13 protein-coding genes are annotated in these 17,363 nt (G+C 42.8%); 1 reads left to right on the top strand and 12 read right to left on the bottom strand.

Annotated features, from left to right (window positions below):
• Positions 1–51: 51 nt before the first annotated feature.
• From nikC to KFT32_RS10070, 10 genes are all read right to left on the bottom strand, one after another.
• Positions 52–945 carry a nickel transporter permease gene (nikC, locus tag KFT32_RS10115; RefSeq protein WP_211747052.1) on the bottom strand — a complete coding sequence of 298 codons (894 nt, stop codon included), beginning with the start codon at positions 943–945 and terminating at the stop codon, positions 52–54.
• Positions 946–959: 14 nt separating this feature from the next.
• Positions 960–1,964 carry an ABC transporter permease gene (locus tag KFT32_RS10110; RefSeq protein ID WP_211747091.1) on the bottom strand — a complete coding sequence of 335 codons (1,005 nt, stop codon included), beginning with the start codon at positions 1,962–1,964 and terminating at the stop codon, positions 960–962.
• A gap of 125 nt (positions 1,965–2,089) precedes the next feature.
• Entirely contained in the window at positions 2,090–3,742 is a 1,653-nt protein-coding gene (locus tag KFT32_RS10105; protein ID WP_211747051.1) for an ABC transporter substrate-binding protein, read from the bottom strand.
• A gap of 65 nt (positions 3,743–3,807) precedes the next feature.
• Complete coding sequence (locus KFT32_RS10100) at positions 3,808–4,791, bottom strand: ABC transporter ATP-binding protein (protein WP_211747050.1); 984 nt, start codon at positions 4,789–4,791, stop codon at positions 3,808–3,810.
• Positions 4,788–5,777, bottom strand: a complete 990-nt coding sequence (locus tag KFT32_RS10095; protein WP_211747049.1) for an ABC transporter ATP-binding protein — start codon at positions 5,775–5,777, stop codon at positions 4,788–4,790. Before KFT32_RS10095 ends, KFT32_RS10100 begins: the two co-directional genes overlap by 4 nt.
• 537 nt (positions 5,778–6,314) lie before the next feature.
• Entirely contained in the window at positions 6,315–6,479 is a 165-nt protein-coding gene (locus KFT32_RS10090; protein ID WP_211747048.1) for a hypothetical protein, read from the bottom strand.
• Positions 6,476–6,961, bottom strand: a complete 486-nt coding sequence (locus tag KFT32_RS10085) for a VOC family protein (protein WP_211747047.1) — start codon at positions 6,959–6,961, stop codon at positions 6,476–6,478. Before KFT32_RS10085 ends, KFT32_RS10090 begins: the two co-directional genes overlap by 4 nt.
• Positions 6,961–7,521 carry an NADPH-dependent FMN reductase gene (locus KFT32_RS10080; protein ID WP_211747046.1) on the bottom strand — a complete coding sequence of 187 codons (561 nt, stop codon included), beginning with the start codon at positions 7,519–7,521 and terminating at the stop codon, positions 6,961–6,963. The genes KFT32_RS10085 and KFT32_RS10080 overlap by 1 nt, the downstream gene beginning before the upstream one ends.
• 189 nt (positions 7,522–7,710) lie before the next feature.
• Positions 7,711–8,412: a response regulator gene (locus tag KFT32_RS10075; RefSeq protein ID WP_249435787.1), complete on the bottom strand. Its 702-nt coding sequence runs from the start codon at positions 8,410–8,412 to the stop codon at positions 7,711–7,713.
• Between the two features lie 34 nt (positions 8,413–8,446).
• Positions 8,447–10,144 carry a GAF domain-containing sensor histidine kinase gene (locus tag KFT32_RS10070; protein ID WP_211747045.1) on the bottom strand — a complete coding sequence of 566 codons (1,698 nt, stop codon included), beginning with the start codon at positions 10,142–10,144 and terminating at the stop codon, positions 8,447–8,449.
• 267 nt (positions 10,145–10,411) lie between these two features.
• Between KFT32_RS10070 and KFT32_RS10065 the strand changes: the two genes are divergently transcribed.
• A complete protein-coding gene (locus tag KFT32_RS10065) occupies positions 10,412–12,229 on the top strand; it encodes a 5'-nucleotidase C-terminal domain-containing protein (protein ID WP_211747044.1) in 1,818 nt (605 codons plus the stop codon).
• A gap of 341 nt (positions 12,230–12,570) precedes the next feature.
• Here KFT32_RS10065 and KFT32_RS10060 read toward each other — a convergent pair whose 3' ends face one another.
• Together KFT32_RS10060 and KFT32_RS10055 are read right to left on the bottom strand one after the other, a co-directional pair.
• Complete coding sequence (locus KFT32_RS10060; protein ID WP_349304891.1) at positions 12,571–15,882, bottom strand: DUF5704 domain-containing protein; 3,312 nt, start codon at positions 15,880–15,882, stop codon at positions 12,571–12,573.
• 221 nt (positions 15,883–16,103) lie between these two features.
• Complete coding sequence (locus KFT32_RS10055) at positions 16,104–17,357, bottom strand: S-layer homology domain-containing protein (RefSeq protein WP_211747043.1); 1,254 nt, start codon at positions 17,355–17,357, stop codon at positions 16,104–16,106.
• Between the last annotated feature and the right edge of the window lie 6 nt (positions 17,358–17,363).

Here is a 17,363-nt window from a genome sequence, read left to right as displayed (position 1 = left end):
TGGAAAGCGGTTTATCTTCCTTACGTACACTCTGGAATCCATTGCCCTACTTTATTTTTTCATTTTTGGATCAAGGATATCACGCATTCCATCCCCAAGCAGATTAAAACCAAGTACGGTCAGCATAATAGATACCCCTGGAAAAATGAGTGTCCACGGTGCGGTCTGGATATATTGCCTTGAATCAGATAACATCTTTCCCCATTCCGGACTTGGGGGCTGTGCACCCATACCAAGAAATCCGAGTGCAGCCGCTTCAAGGATTCCAGTGCCAATCCCTAACGTCCCCTGCACAATGATTGGAGTCATGCAATTCGGAAGTACATGGCTGATGAGAATTCGTCCATTTTTCATCCCTATGGATTTGGCTGCTGTTATATACTCTTCTTGTTTCAAAGACAATACTCGGGAGCGCACAATTCGCCCATAAGTAGGAATATTGACGATCGCAATCGCTACAAGTGCATTGAATAGCGAAGGTCCTAATATGGCAACGATCGCAATTGCCAGTAATATTCCTGGAAAGGCCAGCAAAATATCAAAAAACCGAGAAATGATCATATCCAGCCACTTCCCATAATAGCCTGCCAGAATGCCGAGTGCTGTGCCAACCACAATGGAACCTATCACCGATGAGAAGCCTACCCAGAGCGAAATACGTGTTCCGTATATCACCCTTGTAAAAATATCTCTTCCGAGATCATCCGTACCAAACCAATGCTCTGCAGAAGGGGCCTTAAGCCGATCCGCCAGCACCTGCTCCTTATAATCGTACGTTGTTAATAATGGTGCGAAGACAGCGATCAGAATAAAAAACAAAAGAATAATCAGTCCTGCCATCGCCAGCTTATGACGACGAATATCCCGAAACGCCTCACGCCATGGACCGGATACCTCCTGAGGGTCATTTCCTGCCCTGCCGCTGCCCAGACTCACTTGTCCCATATCCTCACAGCCCCCTATTTATATTGAATCCGCGGATCAATCGCTGCATACAGCAGATCTACAACAAGGTTGATCATAATGTAAATAAAAGCCACGATCAGAATGCCGGACTGAATGACAGGGTAGTCACGTGAACTAATGGCTTCGAAGATGTATCGCCCCACTCCGGGCCATGCAAAAATCGTTTCAGTTAGCACCGCACCACCCAGCAGCATCCCCATTTGCAGTCCAATCACAGTAAGCACGGGGATAAATGCATTTTTAAGCGCATGCTTGTATACCACAAAAAACTGCCGCATTCCTTTGGCACGAGCTGTCCTTATATAATCTGCGCTCATGACCTCGAGCATGCTCGAACGAGTCATTCGCGCAATAACCGCCATTGGGACGGTACCTAGAGCAATACTCGGCAAAATAAGATGTTTGATAACTGTCCACAGCTGATCCATTCTTCCAGACATCATCGCATCAATAACGTAAAGACCCGTGACCGTTTCAACTGGATCTCTGACGTTCATCCGTCCACTGGACGGCAGCCATTTCAGTTCATTGGCAAAGAGCCATTGTTCCATTAACCCAAGCCAGAAGATAGGCATTGATACTCCAACCAGAGCAATTACCATACAGATATAATCGAACCAAGAATTATGACGCCACGCACTAATAATCCCTGCATTCACTCCAACTACGACTGCAAAAATCATGCTTGCGAGCGTAAGCTCCAGTGTTGCAGATAAATAGGGGACGATTTCCTGGGCAATAGGAATCTTGGTTCGTATCGATTCACCGAGGTCCCCTCGTAGCAACTCACCTAGATAGTTCATATACTGCTGTAACCAAGGTTTTTCCAGTCCAAGCTGATCCCGTAACGCCTGCTTCGACGCTTCTGTCGCTTTTTGTCCAAGAATCGTCTCCGCAGGATCACCAGGTATTGCATGGATGATGGAGAATACAATAATCGTCATTCCAAGTAATACGGGAATGAGAACCAACAATCTTTTGGTTATATATGTACCGATCGTGATCACCCGCTTATGTGGATTGTTGAACCAGATTTCTTTATTCACTTGCCTGCTATAGAAGTAGAACAAGCCGCAGCATTGTGCGGCCTGTAACTCTTTTTCATGGACTAACGATCCTTTACTTATTCAAAATAAATAGATTCATACGATTCACTGCCTGTTGGTGCAGGTACATATCCTTTTAGATTCGCTTTGGCAGCTAAGAGTGGTGTGGTATGCACAAGGGGAACCCAAGGCGCATCGGCTTTGATGATCTCTTGTGCTTTCATGTAGAGGTCAGAACGCTTATCCTGATCTGTTTCTTGCTGGGCTTCAACCAGAATGGTATGAAGTTCTTCATTCGCATAATAACTGTAGTTATTGCTTGGAATCGCATCTTTATCGAGCAATGTGTAGATAAAATTATCGGGGTCCCCGTTGTCTCCAGTCCAGCCGAGCATGTAGATATCATCTTTCTCTCCCGCCTGTACATCCTCCAAATAAGTCGCCCATTCCGGTGATTCAATATTGACTTTCACCCCAATTTTTTCGAAATCCGCCTGAATAACTTCAGCTACTTTTTTGCCGTCTGGCATGTACGGACGTGAAACTGGCATTGCATAGAAAGTGTATTCTCCTGGCAGACCGTCTGGATATCCGGCTTCGGCAAGCAATTGTTTCGCTTTCTCTAGATCATATTCATAGTCCGCAATCTTATCGTTATATCCCCATAACGTTGGCGGCATCGGATTCACTGCGGGTACAGCTTGTCCAGCAAAAAAAGCATCGATAATACCTTGTTTGTTCACCGCATGGTTAAGAGCAATTCGGACCTTTGGATTGTCAAAAGGTTGTTTCTTTAAGTTAAAACCGATATAAGCTAGATTAAAAGGAGGGCGCTCGATTTTTTGCAGTTCTGAATTGCTTTCGAGCGTTGAGAGATGATCGGGACTCAGGTCTTCCATCAGATCGATCTCGCCATTTTGCAGTGCATTGAATCTCGCCGTATTGTCAGGGATGGAACGAACTATGACTCGCTCAAGTTTGGGATATCCTTCTTTCCAATAAGAAACATTTTTGTCCAGGGTAATGGAATCACTACGTTTCCACTCCTTGAATACAAATGGACCCGTACCCACGGGTTCACTTTTAAAGGTTTCCTTCTTTTCCTGAATGGCAGCTGGACTCGCAATTCCGAATGAAGGCATTGCAATATTTTGCAAGAACGGCGCCTGAGGATTATTAAGGGTAAATTCAACCGTTGCTTCATCAATCGCTTTTACTTCCTTAATGACACGGCTGCCATCGGGGCCGAACATGGAATCATAATAATCAAAGGAGTCGCCTTCAAATTTAAACTCGCTTGTTGGATCACTCCAACGCGTAAAATTAAATACAACGGCCTCTGCATCTAAATCCGTTCCATCGTGGAATTTCACGCCCGGACGAAGTTTAAACACGTATTTCAGTCCGTCTGGTGAAACTTCCCAGCTCTCTGCAAGTTCCCCTTCCACTTCGGTTGTCCCTTCCTTGTAATCAATCAGCGTATCAAATACCTGCTGCGTAATTTTCAGAGATTCTCCATCCGTTACAATCGCGGGATCGAGAGCAACGGAATCACCACCTCGCCCCATCACGAGTTCCGTTTGAACTCCAGGTGCAGGTGTAGTGCTTTCTCCTGGTTCTGTCGCTCCTCCTGGTTCAGCTGTACTTCCACCTCCGCCATTACAGCCTGCAAGTACGACCACGGCGGCAAGCATGAGTCCCAAGAATCGATGATAACGTCTTTTCTTCATCTCTTTCATTCCCCCTAAGATATGTACTAATTGATTAAGCAGGATAACCTTTGACATTCAAATCTCTAGTTCTGATCATATAAATGACAAGCTGAAAAATGTCCATTCCCCCGCTCCGTGAGCGCTGGTCGTACTTCATGACACACACGCATCACATGCGGACAACGCGTGTGAAAAGCACATCCCGCCGGTGCATTAGAAGGACTTGGAACCTCTCCGGTGAGCACCAATCGTTCTTTTTTCACGAATGGGTCCGCATCAGGAACGGAAGAGAGCAAAGCCTGCGTGTAAGGATGCTGTGGATTTCCAAAAAGTGAGTTTTTGTCTGCGAGCTCCACAATACGTCCGAGGTACATAACTGCAACACGGTCACATATATGTTTGACTACGCTTAAATCATGCGCGATAAAAATATAAGTAAGACCGAATTGTTCCTGCAAATCTTGTAGCAGATTGACCACCTGGGATTGAATGGAAACATCCAGTGCCGACACAGGCTCGTCGAGAAGCATTAGCTTCGGCTGGAGTGCAAGCGCTCTCGCAATTCCAATTCGTTGACGTTGCCCTCCCGAGAATTGGTGCGGGTACCTTCGGATGTGAGCATAACTCAGTCCAACGACATCCATCAGTTCCTCCACACGTGCTTTACGCGCCGCAGCCTCCCCCATTCGGTGAACCTTCAGCGGCTCCTCTAGAATTTGACCTACCGAATGTCTGGGATCCAGCGAAGAGTAGGGATCTTGGAACACAATCTGCATATCTCTTCGTTTCTTGCGAAGATCTTCCTCACCTAGACCCGTTAGTTCAACGCCATCAAAATGAATTTGTCCCGCGCTTGGCTCGATCAGCCTGAGTAAAGCACGACCCGTCGTGGATTTACCACATCCACTTTCCCCGACAAGTCCGAACGTTTCCCCTGAATAGACGGAAAAGGAAATATCATCAACCGCTTTTACAATTTCTTCTTTCCTCCGAAACCGATCCCATATTCCTTTACGAACCTCGTAATATTTCTTCAGTCCAGATACAGTCAGCAGCGGCTCCGTCATATCGCGTCCTCCTGTGGCAGCTCCTCTAGCCAGCAGCGGCTGTAATGCCTAGGATTCCGTTCGGTCAGTTCCGGTAGTTCTTCCCTGCATCGATTCATTACATAGGGACAACGAGTGGCAAACCGGCAACCTGTCATTAGGTTGTTCATCACTGGCACTTGACCCGGGATAGAATAAAGCCGTTCTCTGGACCCTTCAAGCCTTGGTATAGAACGAATCAACCCTTGGGTATATGGATGCTGTGGGCTCCGGAATATGTCCTTTACGGTTCCCTGCTCCACTACTTTTCCCGCGTACATGACAGCGATCCGATCGCACATTTCTGCAACGACACCAAGATCATGGGTAATCATCAGGACCGAAGTACCGCAACGCTTATTTCTTTCTCGAATTAGGTCAAGGATCTGAGCCTGGATCGTTACATCCAGCGCCGTTGTTGGTTCATCGGCAATCAATACTTCTGGATCACAGGAGATTGCCATGGCAATCATGACCCGTTGTCGCATTCCTCCCGATAGCTCATGAGGATACTGTTTTACTACCTTTTCGGGTCTGGGTATTCCCACTTCAGCAAGCAGTTCGGCAGCTTTCTCCCTAGCGTCTTTGCGGCTTATTGGTTCATGGATGCGGAGTGTCTCCACTAACTGCTGACCTACGGTGAACAGTGGGTTTAACGAAGTCATGGGCTCTTGAAAAATCATCGAAATTGTTTTTCCGCGAATGCGGCACATTTCTTTTTCAGTTAGACGTATAAGATCTTGTCCCTTGAGATAGATGGAACCTTCGGCAATGACACCTGGAGGACTTGGAACTAGTCGAAGTACTGACAGGGAGGTCATGCTTTTCCCGCAACCGGATTCTCCTACAAGTCCGACTACTTCTCCCGGATACAAAGCAAGATCAATGCCATCTACTGCAGGAACTTCACCGCGATTTGTTCTGAATACGGTCTTCAGATTTTCAATGCGAAGCACAGGTTCACTCAAGATGATCCCCTCATTTTCTGTTGAAGTCTAATGGAAATGACATAGCAGAATATGTGAACGACCAACAGGCCGACATCACTTTACTAAATGGAGACGAAGAATCTCCTTATTCGGAAATAAATCCATTTTTTATTGAACCAAGGTCGAATCAAATACTCAAAAATAGGTATAAAAAATAAGGTTATGTGAGAATGCCCTATGACTATAGGTTGTATTGGATAATAGAGTGGAACCGAACATATCTGCACCAAGAAATGAAAAACGCAGTTCATCTCAACTGTACTTGAACAACTATGGAAGCTGTAAACACTATGGATATGTTAAGTTATTTAACAAAGAGAGGTTTAATATAAAGGTATATGGTGAGTTTGTTAGTGAATATAGTGGATTTTCACCTACTTTACACCATATATTGTAAAATTTCAATAGATTTTCTCTCATATCTATATGAAGTTGCCATCGAGTTAACTTATAATTGAATGAGAACAAACAAAAAGAGCACACATCCAAAAATGTAATGGACATATGCTCTTTATATTATTCTTTTATTATCCACCGTTTGATTAATTGCCATACTAATGAATACCTTTGATCTAATCCACCATGAACTGTTATTCGTTCGGGCTTACGTTCTAAGAGCTTATATTGTTCAGCTTTGAAATGTAGTGAAAGTTCTTCCATAATGACTGGATTAATAATCATATTCTCCATCCCCTTTTCCCTTCTGGTTGTGACTCTCTGTCGTGCATTTCCTTCCAATCTTCCCATGGGATCACTCCAAGCTCCGGCTTTGCCTCACCCGGGAGCATGGATAACCATTCGATGGAATGTCCGTCCGGATCTTCTGCATACATGGATACAGCAGGCATCCATCCAAAGACAAAAGGTCTTCCCGTCCCATCACTAACAAAGTTATCAAGCTGTAACCCTTTTTGAGAAAGCTCTGTCAAAGTCTCAGTAAACTTTGGAAGGGGTACCTCGAAGGCAAAATGCTGCCTGTATATTTCATGTGGTTTTTTCTCCCACAAGCCGAGCATGGCTGTACCTCTTCCTCCTATCCAGTAAAACCGGACCCCTCGGCTATCCGTATGGGCCAGTTCAAGACCGATGATCTCTTCGTAAAATGCTGCGGATCGCTTCAGATCTGATACGTTCAAATGGGTTTCAAACAGTCCTCTAATCATCAGTCATTCTCCTTTCGTAGCTGCTTCGTCATGCTTATAAAATAATCCGTCACATGATGAATCCGGTCTATTATCGCGGAACCTTCCCCTGTGCTATAAGAGAAATCTGTAGATTCAAAGGACTCCCGCTGCGAACCTCCAATGGATAACCACTCCGGACTGTTCAGTCCATGCAGATTCCTAACGATAACCTGTAGTTGTTGAAGAGAACTAATACCGACAGCACCTCCTGCCACACTGACAGACAGCACAGGTTTATCATGAAATTGATGAGCAGACACATGATCGAGTGCATTTTTCAAAACACCGCTTATGCTACCGTGGTACTCTGGGGTAATGAGTACGATACCATCCGCTTCTGTAAGCTGTTTTTTGAAAAGGGTTATATTCTGATCCTGTTCTGTATCTTCATCAGGAGAATACAAAGGAAGTGGAAGACGATAAAGATCAAACAATTGTGCGTGACTTCGTTTTTGCTGTATATAGGTCGTCATATATTTTCCTACTTTGGTGCTCGTAGCTTCTTTGCGATTACTGCCCGATACAATGATAAATTTCATGTTGTATTGCTCCTTCGTTTTTTGATAAATTCATTGTACCTTGCAGTCACGCCCTTCATCGTCGGCTATGAGACTGAAAAATAAGTACAAAAAAAGCTCAGTCCAAAGACTGAGCCACTGCGACATAAGAAGGAGCAAAGATACCTTCTCTAGATGGATTCTCGATTCATACTGTGATTATGATTGAGCCTACCTGCCAGGGTGTTTATCAAACATTTCGTGAGTGAGCGCATAGATAGCAGCCCCTGTTCGGTCTCCAACTCCAAGCTTATCTAAGATATGACTGACATGGGTTTTGACCGTTTTTTCCGTAATAAAAAGATCCTCTGCAATTTCTTTATTACTCTTGCCTTTAGCAAGATAACGGAGAACATCCACCTCTCGCGGCGTAAGTTGTTCCTTAGTAGCGGTTGGTTCTGCGGGTGAAACATTCCCTTCCCTATTTAATGACAGCTTACCTTGCCCCGGAGACTCGGCAATATGATTCACCAGCAGCCCCGTTGCATCGGGATGAAGCACGACCTCGCCAGCATGGACCTTATAAATGGCTTCCGTAATTTCACCGGGGTCCGCATCTTTCAATAAATAACCCTTCGCTCCAGCCCGAATTGCCGGAAGTACATGGTCCTGATCGTTATAGGAAGTCATCACGATGACTTTGATTTTCTCATCTATTTTCTTAATACGCCGGGTCGTCTCTATTCCATCCATCACCGGCATACGAAGATCCATCAAGATAATATCCGGCTTCTTCTCCTCTACGATACGTATAGCTTCCGCCCCGTTACTCGCTTCTCCAATCAATTCAAGATCAGAATGTGTGGAAAGAAACAGCTGCAAGCCTTTCCGAACAACGGCATGATCATCTGTAATCACAATTTTAATGCTCAATAGGTTCCCTCCAACCGAATGCGATGGTATTTATTTAATTTATAAAAGAAACATGCTGTGGCAATACCACGGTTACCGTCGTTCCTTTTCCAGATTCACTTCTCCAGACGAGTTCGCCTCCAGCCATTTCTGCCCGTTCCCGCATAGAAGCAAGACCTATGGACCCTTTCCATGCAATCCGATCTAACTCGCCTGCTTCGAGTCTACTTCCTTGTCCATTATCTTCAATAATGAGCGTAATTTTATCGTCCTTCTTATATATCTTTATTTTCGTCAACATGGCATTTGCATGTTTACTTACATTATTTAGAGCTTCCTGGCCAATTCTAAATAAGGTCTCTTCCATATCTTCGGTCAATACGCCATGTAGTGTATTCTGTAACATCATGTTTAAACCTAAATTTTCGCCATAGCACTTTAATGCGAGACCAATACCTTTATTCAGCTCAGAAGGTCTTAATTGTAAAATAAGAGATCTCATCTCTGAAAGTGCATCTTGGGACAACTGCTGCATATCTGTAATGTAGGGTAGCGCGGCCTCTTTTTGATTATTTTGCAACAATCGTTCCACCCCTTTTGCTGTCACCGAGAGGGAGAACAACATCTGATTAACCGAATCATGCAGATCTCTAGCCAGACGATTTCGTTCGGCAAGTCTTGCAAGTTCTTTGCGCTGTTCGTCAAGAAATACACGCGCCCTTGCACTCATTACCGCATCCAATAGAGCATCAAGAGCCTCCCCATCTGCTGGCCGAAGTGTTTCTTTTGATGTTGAAGCAATGAGGAGGGCATAATTGTTTTCATTATTTGCACAAGTACTCACCTTGGAAGCGATCCAAGTTACGTTACTCTGTATATCTGTGTCCATGTCTGCCAAAGTCCTCAAAGGAGCAGGCACGTCCTCGGGTTTCATCATTTGAAAAGAATCTTGGCTTTGGAAACAGCGGTTTTCCCTGCTTTTTTTATCTGACTCTGGAAGCATTGAAAGTGTAATCACTTTCGGAGTCATTCCTTTATTATGTATACAGGCCTGAAGTAATTCTGTTTTCTCCCCTTCGAGCCAGATTGCATAAGGCCAATCGAAATGAGTATGAATCAGTTCCAGCACAGCGTGGATGACCTCTTCTTCAGTAACTACCTGCTGCTCCATGACGGCAGATAACTGATTTACTAGTTCGCCAACAGACGCAAATCGTTCTGCCCTACGCTGCTCCAGCGCATATAATCTCGTCCGCTCAATCGTACTGCCAATCTGGAGAGCAACACTTTCCAGTAAAGCCAGTTCTTCTTCGCTAAAATGATTTTTGTCTGGGGCAGCTACATTCATTAGTCCGAATGAGCGCTGACCCGAGCGCAGTGGGACTGTCGCATGGTGAGAGATGTTCCAAGTATCTCCTTCTCCCTGATCCACTGCTTTCTCTAAGCGCTGGCATTCAAGAATGTTCACCGCACCCTTCAGTTTTTTACTGCGATAAGAATTTAGACACCAACAAGAACTGCCACACATAGGCGCCTTATTATTGTATGTCAGTCCTGGAGGAAGATTATAATCAGCCACAAACTCATACTCTGTATCTTCGTTCAAAAAAATCCAGCTGGAAGTAAGTCCAGTGAGTTCCATCAACTTGCCAAGCACATGATGCAGCATCGGCTTCAGGTCATTTGAAGTGTTGAGTGTTTCCGCAATGGTCTTGAGGATAAGGAGTTCTTCCCTATGATGATCCTGTGACATCTCTCTATCCCCTCTCAAAAAAGTAGCTACACGTTAGATCCTATGCAAAACAGATCATACTATATTTATTCTACTTCATTTCTACATCTGTCGTAACCATTCTGTTTTTACAGAAAATATAGATAACTTGATTTAAATAGAAGTAATTTCAAAAAAGGAACCTGCTTGTCAAATCTATGGCAGATATTTCACCTAAAAAATGAACTATATCCTAAAATTATTTGGTAAAATATGTTTGAATTAAAAATTGGGAGGGTTGAGACTTCTATGTTTAATTGGAAAAATTCATTATCGTCCATTGCAGTATCGGCATTATTTTTTAGTTCTATGGGTCTAGCAAGTGCGGCTGTAGAAACATCAGGATCCGTTTCAGGAGCGGATCAGAAAGGGACTCACATTACCATTCTACATACGAATGATACGCATGCCCGTGCTGTCGAAGCTTCACCAAACATCGGATATGCCAAAGTGGCTGGTATTGCGGACAAGTACCGCAAGGATAATCCAAACACCCTTTTTCTTGATGGTGGCGATGCTATTCACGGAACAACCTTTGCTACCTTGGTCAACGGGGAAAGCATTGTGAAGGTCATGAATGAAATGGGATACGACGCGATCGTTCCGGGTAACCATGAATTCAACTACGGCTGGGAACATCTAGTGAAACTCAGCAAAGAATTTAATTTCCCGATGATCAGTGCCAACGTGAAGAAGAAGGACGGTACAAGCCTTTTTGATCCGTATATCATTAAAGAAGTCGATGGTGTGAAATTGGGAATCATCGCTCTTACTACACAAGAAACCGCATATAAAACCAATCCAAAAAACGTAGAAGGCATTCAGTTCACTGATCCCTCTGACGAAATGCAAAAACGTGTGGATGAGCTTCGTAGTAAAGTCGATGTTATCGTTGCACTGGCACATATGGGACAAGATGATTCCGATGTAGATAATACATTTGATGTTGTCGATGAAGTGGATGGCATTGATATTTATATTGATGGTCATAGCCATACAACCTTGGAAGATGGAATCGTATCCGATAATGGGACCCTGATTGCAAGTGCAGGCGAGTACACCAATTATGTTGGCGTCGTGGATCTGTGGGTAGATGGCGGCAAAGTTGTGAAGAAACAAGCCTCGCTCATTGATGAGAAAGAAGCAGCAGGCTTTACCCCTAACGAAAAAGTAACCGCACTTGTGAGCTCCATTACAAAAGAACAATCGCCTATCCTCGATGAAATTGTAGCAAACATTGCAACTGATCTTGAAGGTGCCCGAGAAAAAGTACGTACTGGAGAAACCAATCTGGGTGACCTGATTGCTGACGCTTTACGCGAAGTATCTGGTGCAGATGTTGCATTAACGAACGGTGGCGGTATTCGTGCTTCCATTGAGAAAGGCGAAGTCACCAAAGGTGAAGTCATTACCGTTCTTCCTTTTGGTAACCAGATAGTAACCCTGAACGTTAAAGGGGAAGACATCATCGCAGCACTCGAAAACGGTGTAAAAAGCTATCCAGAAGCAAGCGGTGGATTCCCGCAAATTTCCGGATTTACGTTTAAAATCGATCCTTCAAAAGAAGCCGGAAATCGAGTTCATTCCGTAATGATCGGCGGAAAAGCAATCGACCCGAACGCAACTTATTCGCTCGCAACCAATGATTTTACATCTATCGGCGGCGATGAATATGATATGTTCAAGAAATATAGCCAAGCAGGTATGTATGGTTCCCTGGATGAAGCCTTAATCTCCCATCTGCAAAAGTTGGGTCAAGGAACCGTTTCAACGGATGGTCGTATTTCTGAAGGAACAGCACCCGTAATTGCTCCTCCAGCAGAAGAAAAGCCAGCGCCTGGAGTTCCTGCTAAACCGGAAAAACCAACAACGCCAGAAAAACCAAGTAAACCAGCTAAACCATCTGAAGAGAAGCCAAAAGTCTATGTTGTAAAAGCAGGAGACACCCTGTATTCCATCTCCAAGACATACGATACAACATGGCAGACACTTCAAAATTTGAACAAACTTAAAAATGCACACTGGATCTATCCAGGACAGACATTGAAGCTACCAACAGCTTCATAAAAATCACATAGATCAAAAGTCATGCTTGTTCAATAATTTTTCTAAAAAAATCTCTATATCCTATTAATATTTTTGTGAATTATCCGATAATATGGTTAAGAAGTCGTAATAAGTAGCTCGTAGATTAAACCATATGTAAGATTTTTAATATTAAAGTAGTCTATAAGTAACAAATCAGAGGTAAGATGGCAGGATAGCAGTACTACCCAGATAAGTTATACGAAGAATAGCATAAGAGATCGTTAGAAGATGTTGAACAGTATGATCAAAAAAGACCCTGCATGAGCAGGGTCTTTTTTGATGTTGGATTAGGTAATATGAAGCAGTGTACATTGAGCGGACTAATGAGGGACTTCAGAAGAGAAATCATCTCTGCTGGATAGATGACTGTAGTAATACAATACATCTCCATCCAAAGACGTAAATTGATTGCCTTTTGGTGTAACAAATTCACTCTCAAATCCTTCTAGCTTCCACTGATTCATCAGGGGCGCGTGAATGTATTGCAAATGCGGATTAGCTGTATCTCCATTTCGGATACTTTCAAGGTTGAAGTTAACTACGATATAACCATTTTTCAATAACACATCCGAATGATCATCTAGAGTTTGCGCTCTCGCATAGGTTTCCATAGACGTACCTTTCTTCACGGCAACAACATCTGCGGGTAAACTGTACTCACCGTACCAATGCTGTATAGAAGCACTTGCCCGGTACGGATCAACTCCCCCAGGTAAACCATCTTTAGGCCCAATGAAAGTACGTAAATCTTGTGACAACAACATCCAGAAGTAGCGCCCAGCCCAAGAAGGTTCTTTAGCTAGGACAGTCATGTACTGAGTTGTATAGAGATCTTTAGACGTCTGGTGACGCTCAGCATCCGTTAACTCTTTGGCATAACGATAGGCGGCTGTATCGGTCATCTCCACTGCTGGCACGTTGCGCAAGCGGGAATTTAGCACAACAAATCTTTTCTCCTCGTCCTGAGCGGATCCAATCCGAATAAAATGTTTCTCGCCCTTGCTATAATACAGATCTACTTCCTGCCTTTGCGATCCGTCCTTTGCCACATAATAAAAAGAAGGCGTGACACGTATTCCATCGGACGACGTAAACATATTCCCTTTCGTCTTTAGATCAAACTTGAAATGATATCCTGTTTTTACTGCTACGTTGGAGTAACTAGGTACGGGATGACTTCCCGGACGAACAGGCAAAATAAATGGCGATGAGTTACCTCTTGCTGCTCCATCGATTCCATTGAGTCCAGTCCAATAGCTGAATCCAGATGGAATCGGACTACCTAGAATGCTACGAAAAACCGTCTCCCACTCATAATCAGCAATATCCGTTATATGAAAATCATATAATCTCCCAATGACCTCAACCGCTGCCGTATCTGTTGCAACATGGTTCAAAAGATCCGTGTTAGCATCCGGCTGATGAGTAAAATCAGTGGGTGCATTTTCCGCTATTGTACGAAAATAGACGGTATAATCCCCTTCATCAACCCAAACAGGCAAGAAAAACTCCATTTCCGGTTGAGAAACTGGGACGGGAATCCACGTATTTTTAGAATAAAAAGTACGTTTGTCCCCACTGTATACATCAAAAGGGAAATAAACTTCTTTCGTTCTGACATACTTAGCGTAGTCCCGATCTCCATAACCAGGGTAACTAACATGCTGACCATCTGTTGGAATCCTGACTTTGAATGGCCGATCAAGAATAAATGCAGCCCGGCTATAATTTGGTTTTGTTTTCTGGTTGTGAGCCTGGTCATCGGTTACAGAGGAATAGTTAACGACAGGTGTGTGTACGGTAACCGTGTTAATAGGTTGAATGGAAAAACTCTTATCTCCGCTTCCTCCTACATTGGTAGGTAACAGACTATAGTTTATTGTTCCTGTAGAAGACGTATGCGCCTGGTTAATCAATGACTTACTAATAAGTAAGCGATCCTGATACAGTACTTGTTCTCCTGTTTCTTTATAGGGACCGATCTTAGAAGGGTCTGGTATTTTAGAGGGAGTAGGACCATTCTCTGAGACAGTACTACCATCCATAACAGTTGTGGTACCACTTTCATATGAAAAATGGAGAGCATCGTTTTTAACATCAGGCGGTTTGGTTTGTCCTTCAGCTAACGATTTTATTTTGTTCGTATCGTCAGGTGGGGTTGGTTTTGTATATCCACCTTTGTCTACAACTTCTGGTGTAAAACTAATCTCACTCGTTTCTTTTGGAATAACATGAGTTTGTACATCTTCCGTATGTTCCATATCTACTGAAGGAATGCTATATCCCTTAGGAAGTAATGTGGCGTTCCCGTTAGGCAAAGCGTAATTAGACATCGTAGCACGATCTATCTTGTAAACTTCTAAGTTATTTATCTTCCAATAAGAGTAATTACGAGTGAAGGAAAACGAATACTTTTTCGTTTCATTTTCGCTTTTTTCAATATCCGGCTGTGGTGTTTCTTTCCCGTCTTCCCCTTTAATTGGATCTTGCTTTTCTTTCCACTTCAATAAGTATGTAACTTCCGCATTACAATCATAGGTTACTGTTCCTTTTTGTTGACCAAAGGTATGCTGATACAAATATTTCATTGCCCAAGTATTAGCATATAAATTTTCAGAAGTAGGGATACCTAAGGTAGCATCAAAATGTCTCCCATTTGCTGTATCATCACCTAATATATGCCCTTGTGCTCCCGGTTCCATAAAAGTAGTCGTAGGTGAGGAGACTTGTGAAGGTGGGTTAATGGTGTATTTGCAGGCACCTCCACCACTAGGGTCTTCTCCTTCGCCCCCGCATTCTTCACCTTCAAGACAGCCTTCTTCGGTTACGGTCACTGTAATAGAAGTCATCAGATCATATAGACCGCCGTCTTCTTCTTTCTCTTTCCAGCGGACTGTTATTTTCGCGATTCCCTTACTTTTTCCAGTAATACGTCCACTCTCATTTACTTCTACAACTGATTTTTTATCGGATGACCACGTTGTATCTGTTCTTGTTGAGATATCTACAGGATTACCGTAGTTATCTTCACCTGGCTTAATCGTTGAAACTTCGCCTTTAAGATAGGTTTGTTCGTTTACTTTCAAATTATTTTTCCCACTCAGCTGTATCTTTTTCTGCTCAATTACTTTACCTCGCCAAGTTATAGTAAGTGGAGTCAAATACATTGCAGTATTTTTGGGATATCCATTATCTCCATCGTTCCCAGTGTATCTATTATATTCTTCCAAGTAAGAGTTATTTTCACCTGGAAGTGTTGGATAAACCCTCCTCCCTGTTTCAGACTCCAGTAAGACTCCAGTTTTTTCACCCACTAACTCCAAACTTTTTATCAACGAAGTAATTCCTTGATCCTGAGTTGTCGCTACTTTAGTAATAATAGCATTTGAGACTATATTGGGTTGTATTAGTTCACCATTAGCATCAGTATAGTCATCAGGCATATATATAGGTTTTCCTACCATTTCTATCTTATCTTTTACTAAACCTACAGATGGCCAAGGATCATTTCTTGATCCAGTATTTTTTACGGAGATATTTCCTCTGTATGAAGTAGCCACCCAATAACCATTGTCAATCTGTACCCAATAAACTCCAGGTCCAGCATTCTTAATTCCATCAACTAGTTTCACCTTTTTTTGATATCCTATAGGGCCTGCTGGGCTTACTGTGGGATGTTTGAGAGGTTCAATATCTTCAGAATCAGGACTTACTACAACTACCTGAGGAGCAGCTTCAGAATATGATAAATCCGAAAAAAAAGTTATTGATGAAACAAAAATGATAACAATAGAAAGCCATCTAAAAAACATTATTATTTTACTAATGTTTATCATTTTATAGTCACACTTTCTCATTTAGGAATATAAAATGAGGTAGCTTCTTTCCCAGCAGAAAACCTTCCCCCATTTTCAGTAATTGACTCCACCCAGCTTCTATTTATAGATGAATTCATCCAAAATCTTCTTTCTACTCCTTTTGTAAAAAAACCTGATGTAACATACTCTGTATGTGGCAAGTTGATTATTCCATACTTCTTAATTGTCCCACTTTCAAAGTTATTACCACTTGTCAGTCTACTTCCAGTAGAATTATAAAACGCTAGATTTTTCAAATTATCCCCACTTGGAATTACTGTTGCCTCTACAAAAACCTCATATCGGTCAGAATCAATGGGTCTATTATATTCCTCATCAATAAAAATTTTCCCATATAAATTTCTAACTGTTTTCGAAGATGTGGCATCGGCAATAATCATGCGATGTACCTTCATAGTTCCTAAGCCATTTTTTAGATTAAATTCTTTATTAATTACTCGATCAAAGCTTGCAAGTTCAGAAGAATTATAGAGTTTGGCATATACAAAAGGAGTAGCTGAAGTTAAATTGGTACCTGTTAGTCCCACTTCTCTCATCTCATTTAAATCTTTAAAACTATCAGCCTTCTTCACTTGAACGCTATCCAACCGAGATAAGATCACTGCAGTTTCGGCTCTCGTGGTCGTTTTACTGGGACCGAACGTTCCATCGGGATAGCCAGCCATTAAGCCGGTTCCTAGTGCAACAGACACATAAGGATAATCCGTTTTCGATAACCCTCCTTTGTAAAATTCGGCTACCGGAACCAAAGTAGATTCTGTACTTGTATCAGCCAAAGCTTTTTTGTAATCCGCATCATTCGCTGACAATCCAGATGCCATCCATTTCGCCATCTCTCTTCTGGTAAGAGCTTTTCCAGGTTGAAACTCACTTGAGTAATCCTTCGTGCTAATGAATCCCATTCCTACCGCTTGCTTAATAGAGGACTCAGCCCAATGTCCCTTTACATCTTGAAACTCTCCTTGATTCTCCTTCACTTCATTTTTGGACAAACGACTTAAAAGTGCCGCAAACTCTGCTCTTGTAATCGTTGCATTCGGACGGAATGTTCCATCTGAATATCCTTTGAAATATCCCTTCTGGACGGCCGCATCAATTGCACTTTTAGCCCAGTGACTGGAAGGCACATCCTTGAATTGTACAGATCCCGCAGCTTTGGATTCCAGAGGCAATGCTGTTGCCCCAAATAAAATAACTGTAGCTAAAACAAACCTAGTAATTTTCTTCATTTTTTC

Source organism: Paenibacillus sp. Marseille-Q4541, assembly GCF_018310695.1.
Taxonomy (GTDB): domain Bacteria; phylum Bacillota; class Bacilli; order Paenibacillales; family Paenibacillaceae; genus Paenibacillus.
This window is presented reverse-complemented; position numbering and strand designations above follow the sequence as displayed.

Bases quoted from the DNA above. Each gene is read 5' to 3' on its own strand.
- KFT32_RS10055 (WP_211747043.1), bottom strand. From the start codon at position 17,357: ATGAAGAAAATTACTAGGTTTGTTTTAGCTACAGTTATTTTATTTGGG.
- KFT32_RS10065 (WP_211747044.1), top strand. From the start codon at position 10,412: ATGTTTAATTGGAAAAATTCATTATCGTCCATTGCAGTATCGGCATTA.
- KFT32_RS10100 (WP_211747050.1), bottom strand. From the start codon at position 4,791: ATGACGGAGCCGCTGCTGACTGTATCTGGACTGAAGAAATATTACGAG.
- KFT32_RS10085 (WP_211747047.1), bottom strand. From the start codon at position 6,961: ATGATTAGAGGACTGTTTGAAACCCATTTGAACGTATCAGATCTGAAG.
- KFT32_RS10080 (WP_211747046.1), bottom strand. From the start codon at position 7,521: ATGAAATTTATCATTGTATCGGGCAGTAATCGCAAAGAAGCTACGAGC.
- KFT32_RS10070 (WP_211747045.1), bottom strand. From the start codon at position 10,144: ATGTCACAGGATCATCATAGGGAAGAACTCCTTATCCTCAAGACCATT.
- KFT32_RS10105 (WP_211747051.1), bottom strand. From the start codon at position 3,742: ATGAAGAAAAGACGTTATCATCGATTCTTGGGACTCATGCTTGCCGCC.
- KFT32_RS10090 (WP_211747048.1), bottom strand. From the start codon at position 6,479: ATGATTATTAATCCAGTCATTATGGAAGAACTTTCACTACATTTCAAA.
- nikC (WP_211747052.1), bottom strand. From the start codon at position 945: ATGGGACAAGTGAGTCTGGGCAGCGGCAGGGCAGGAAATGACCCTCAG.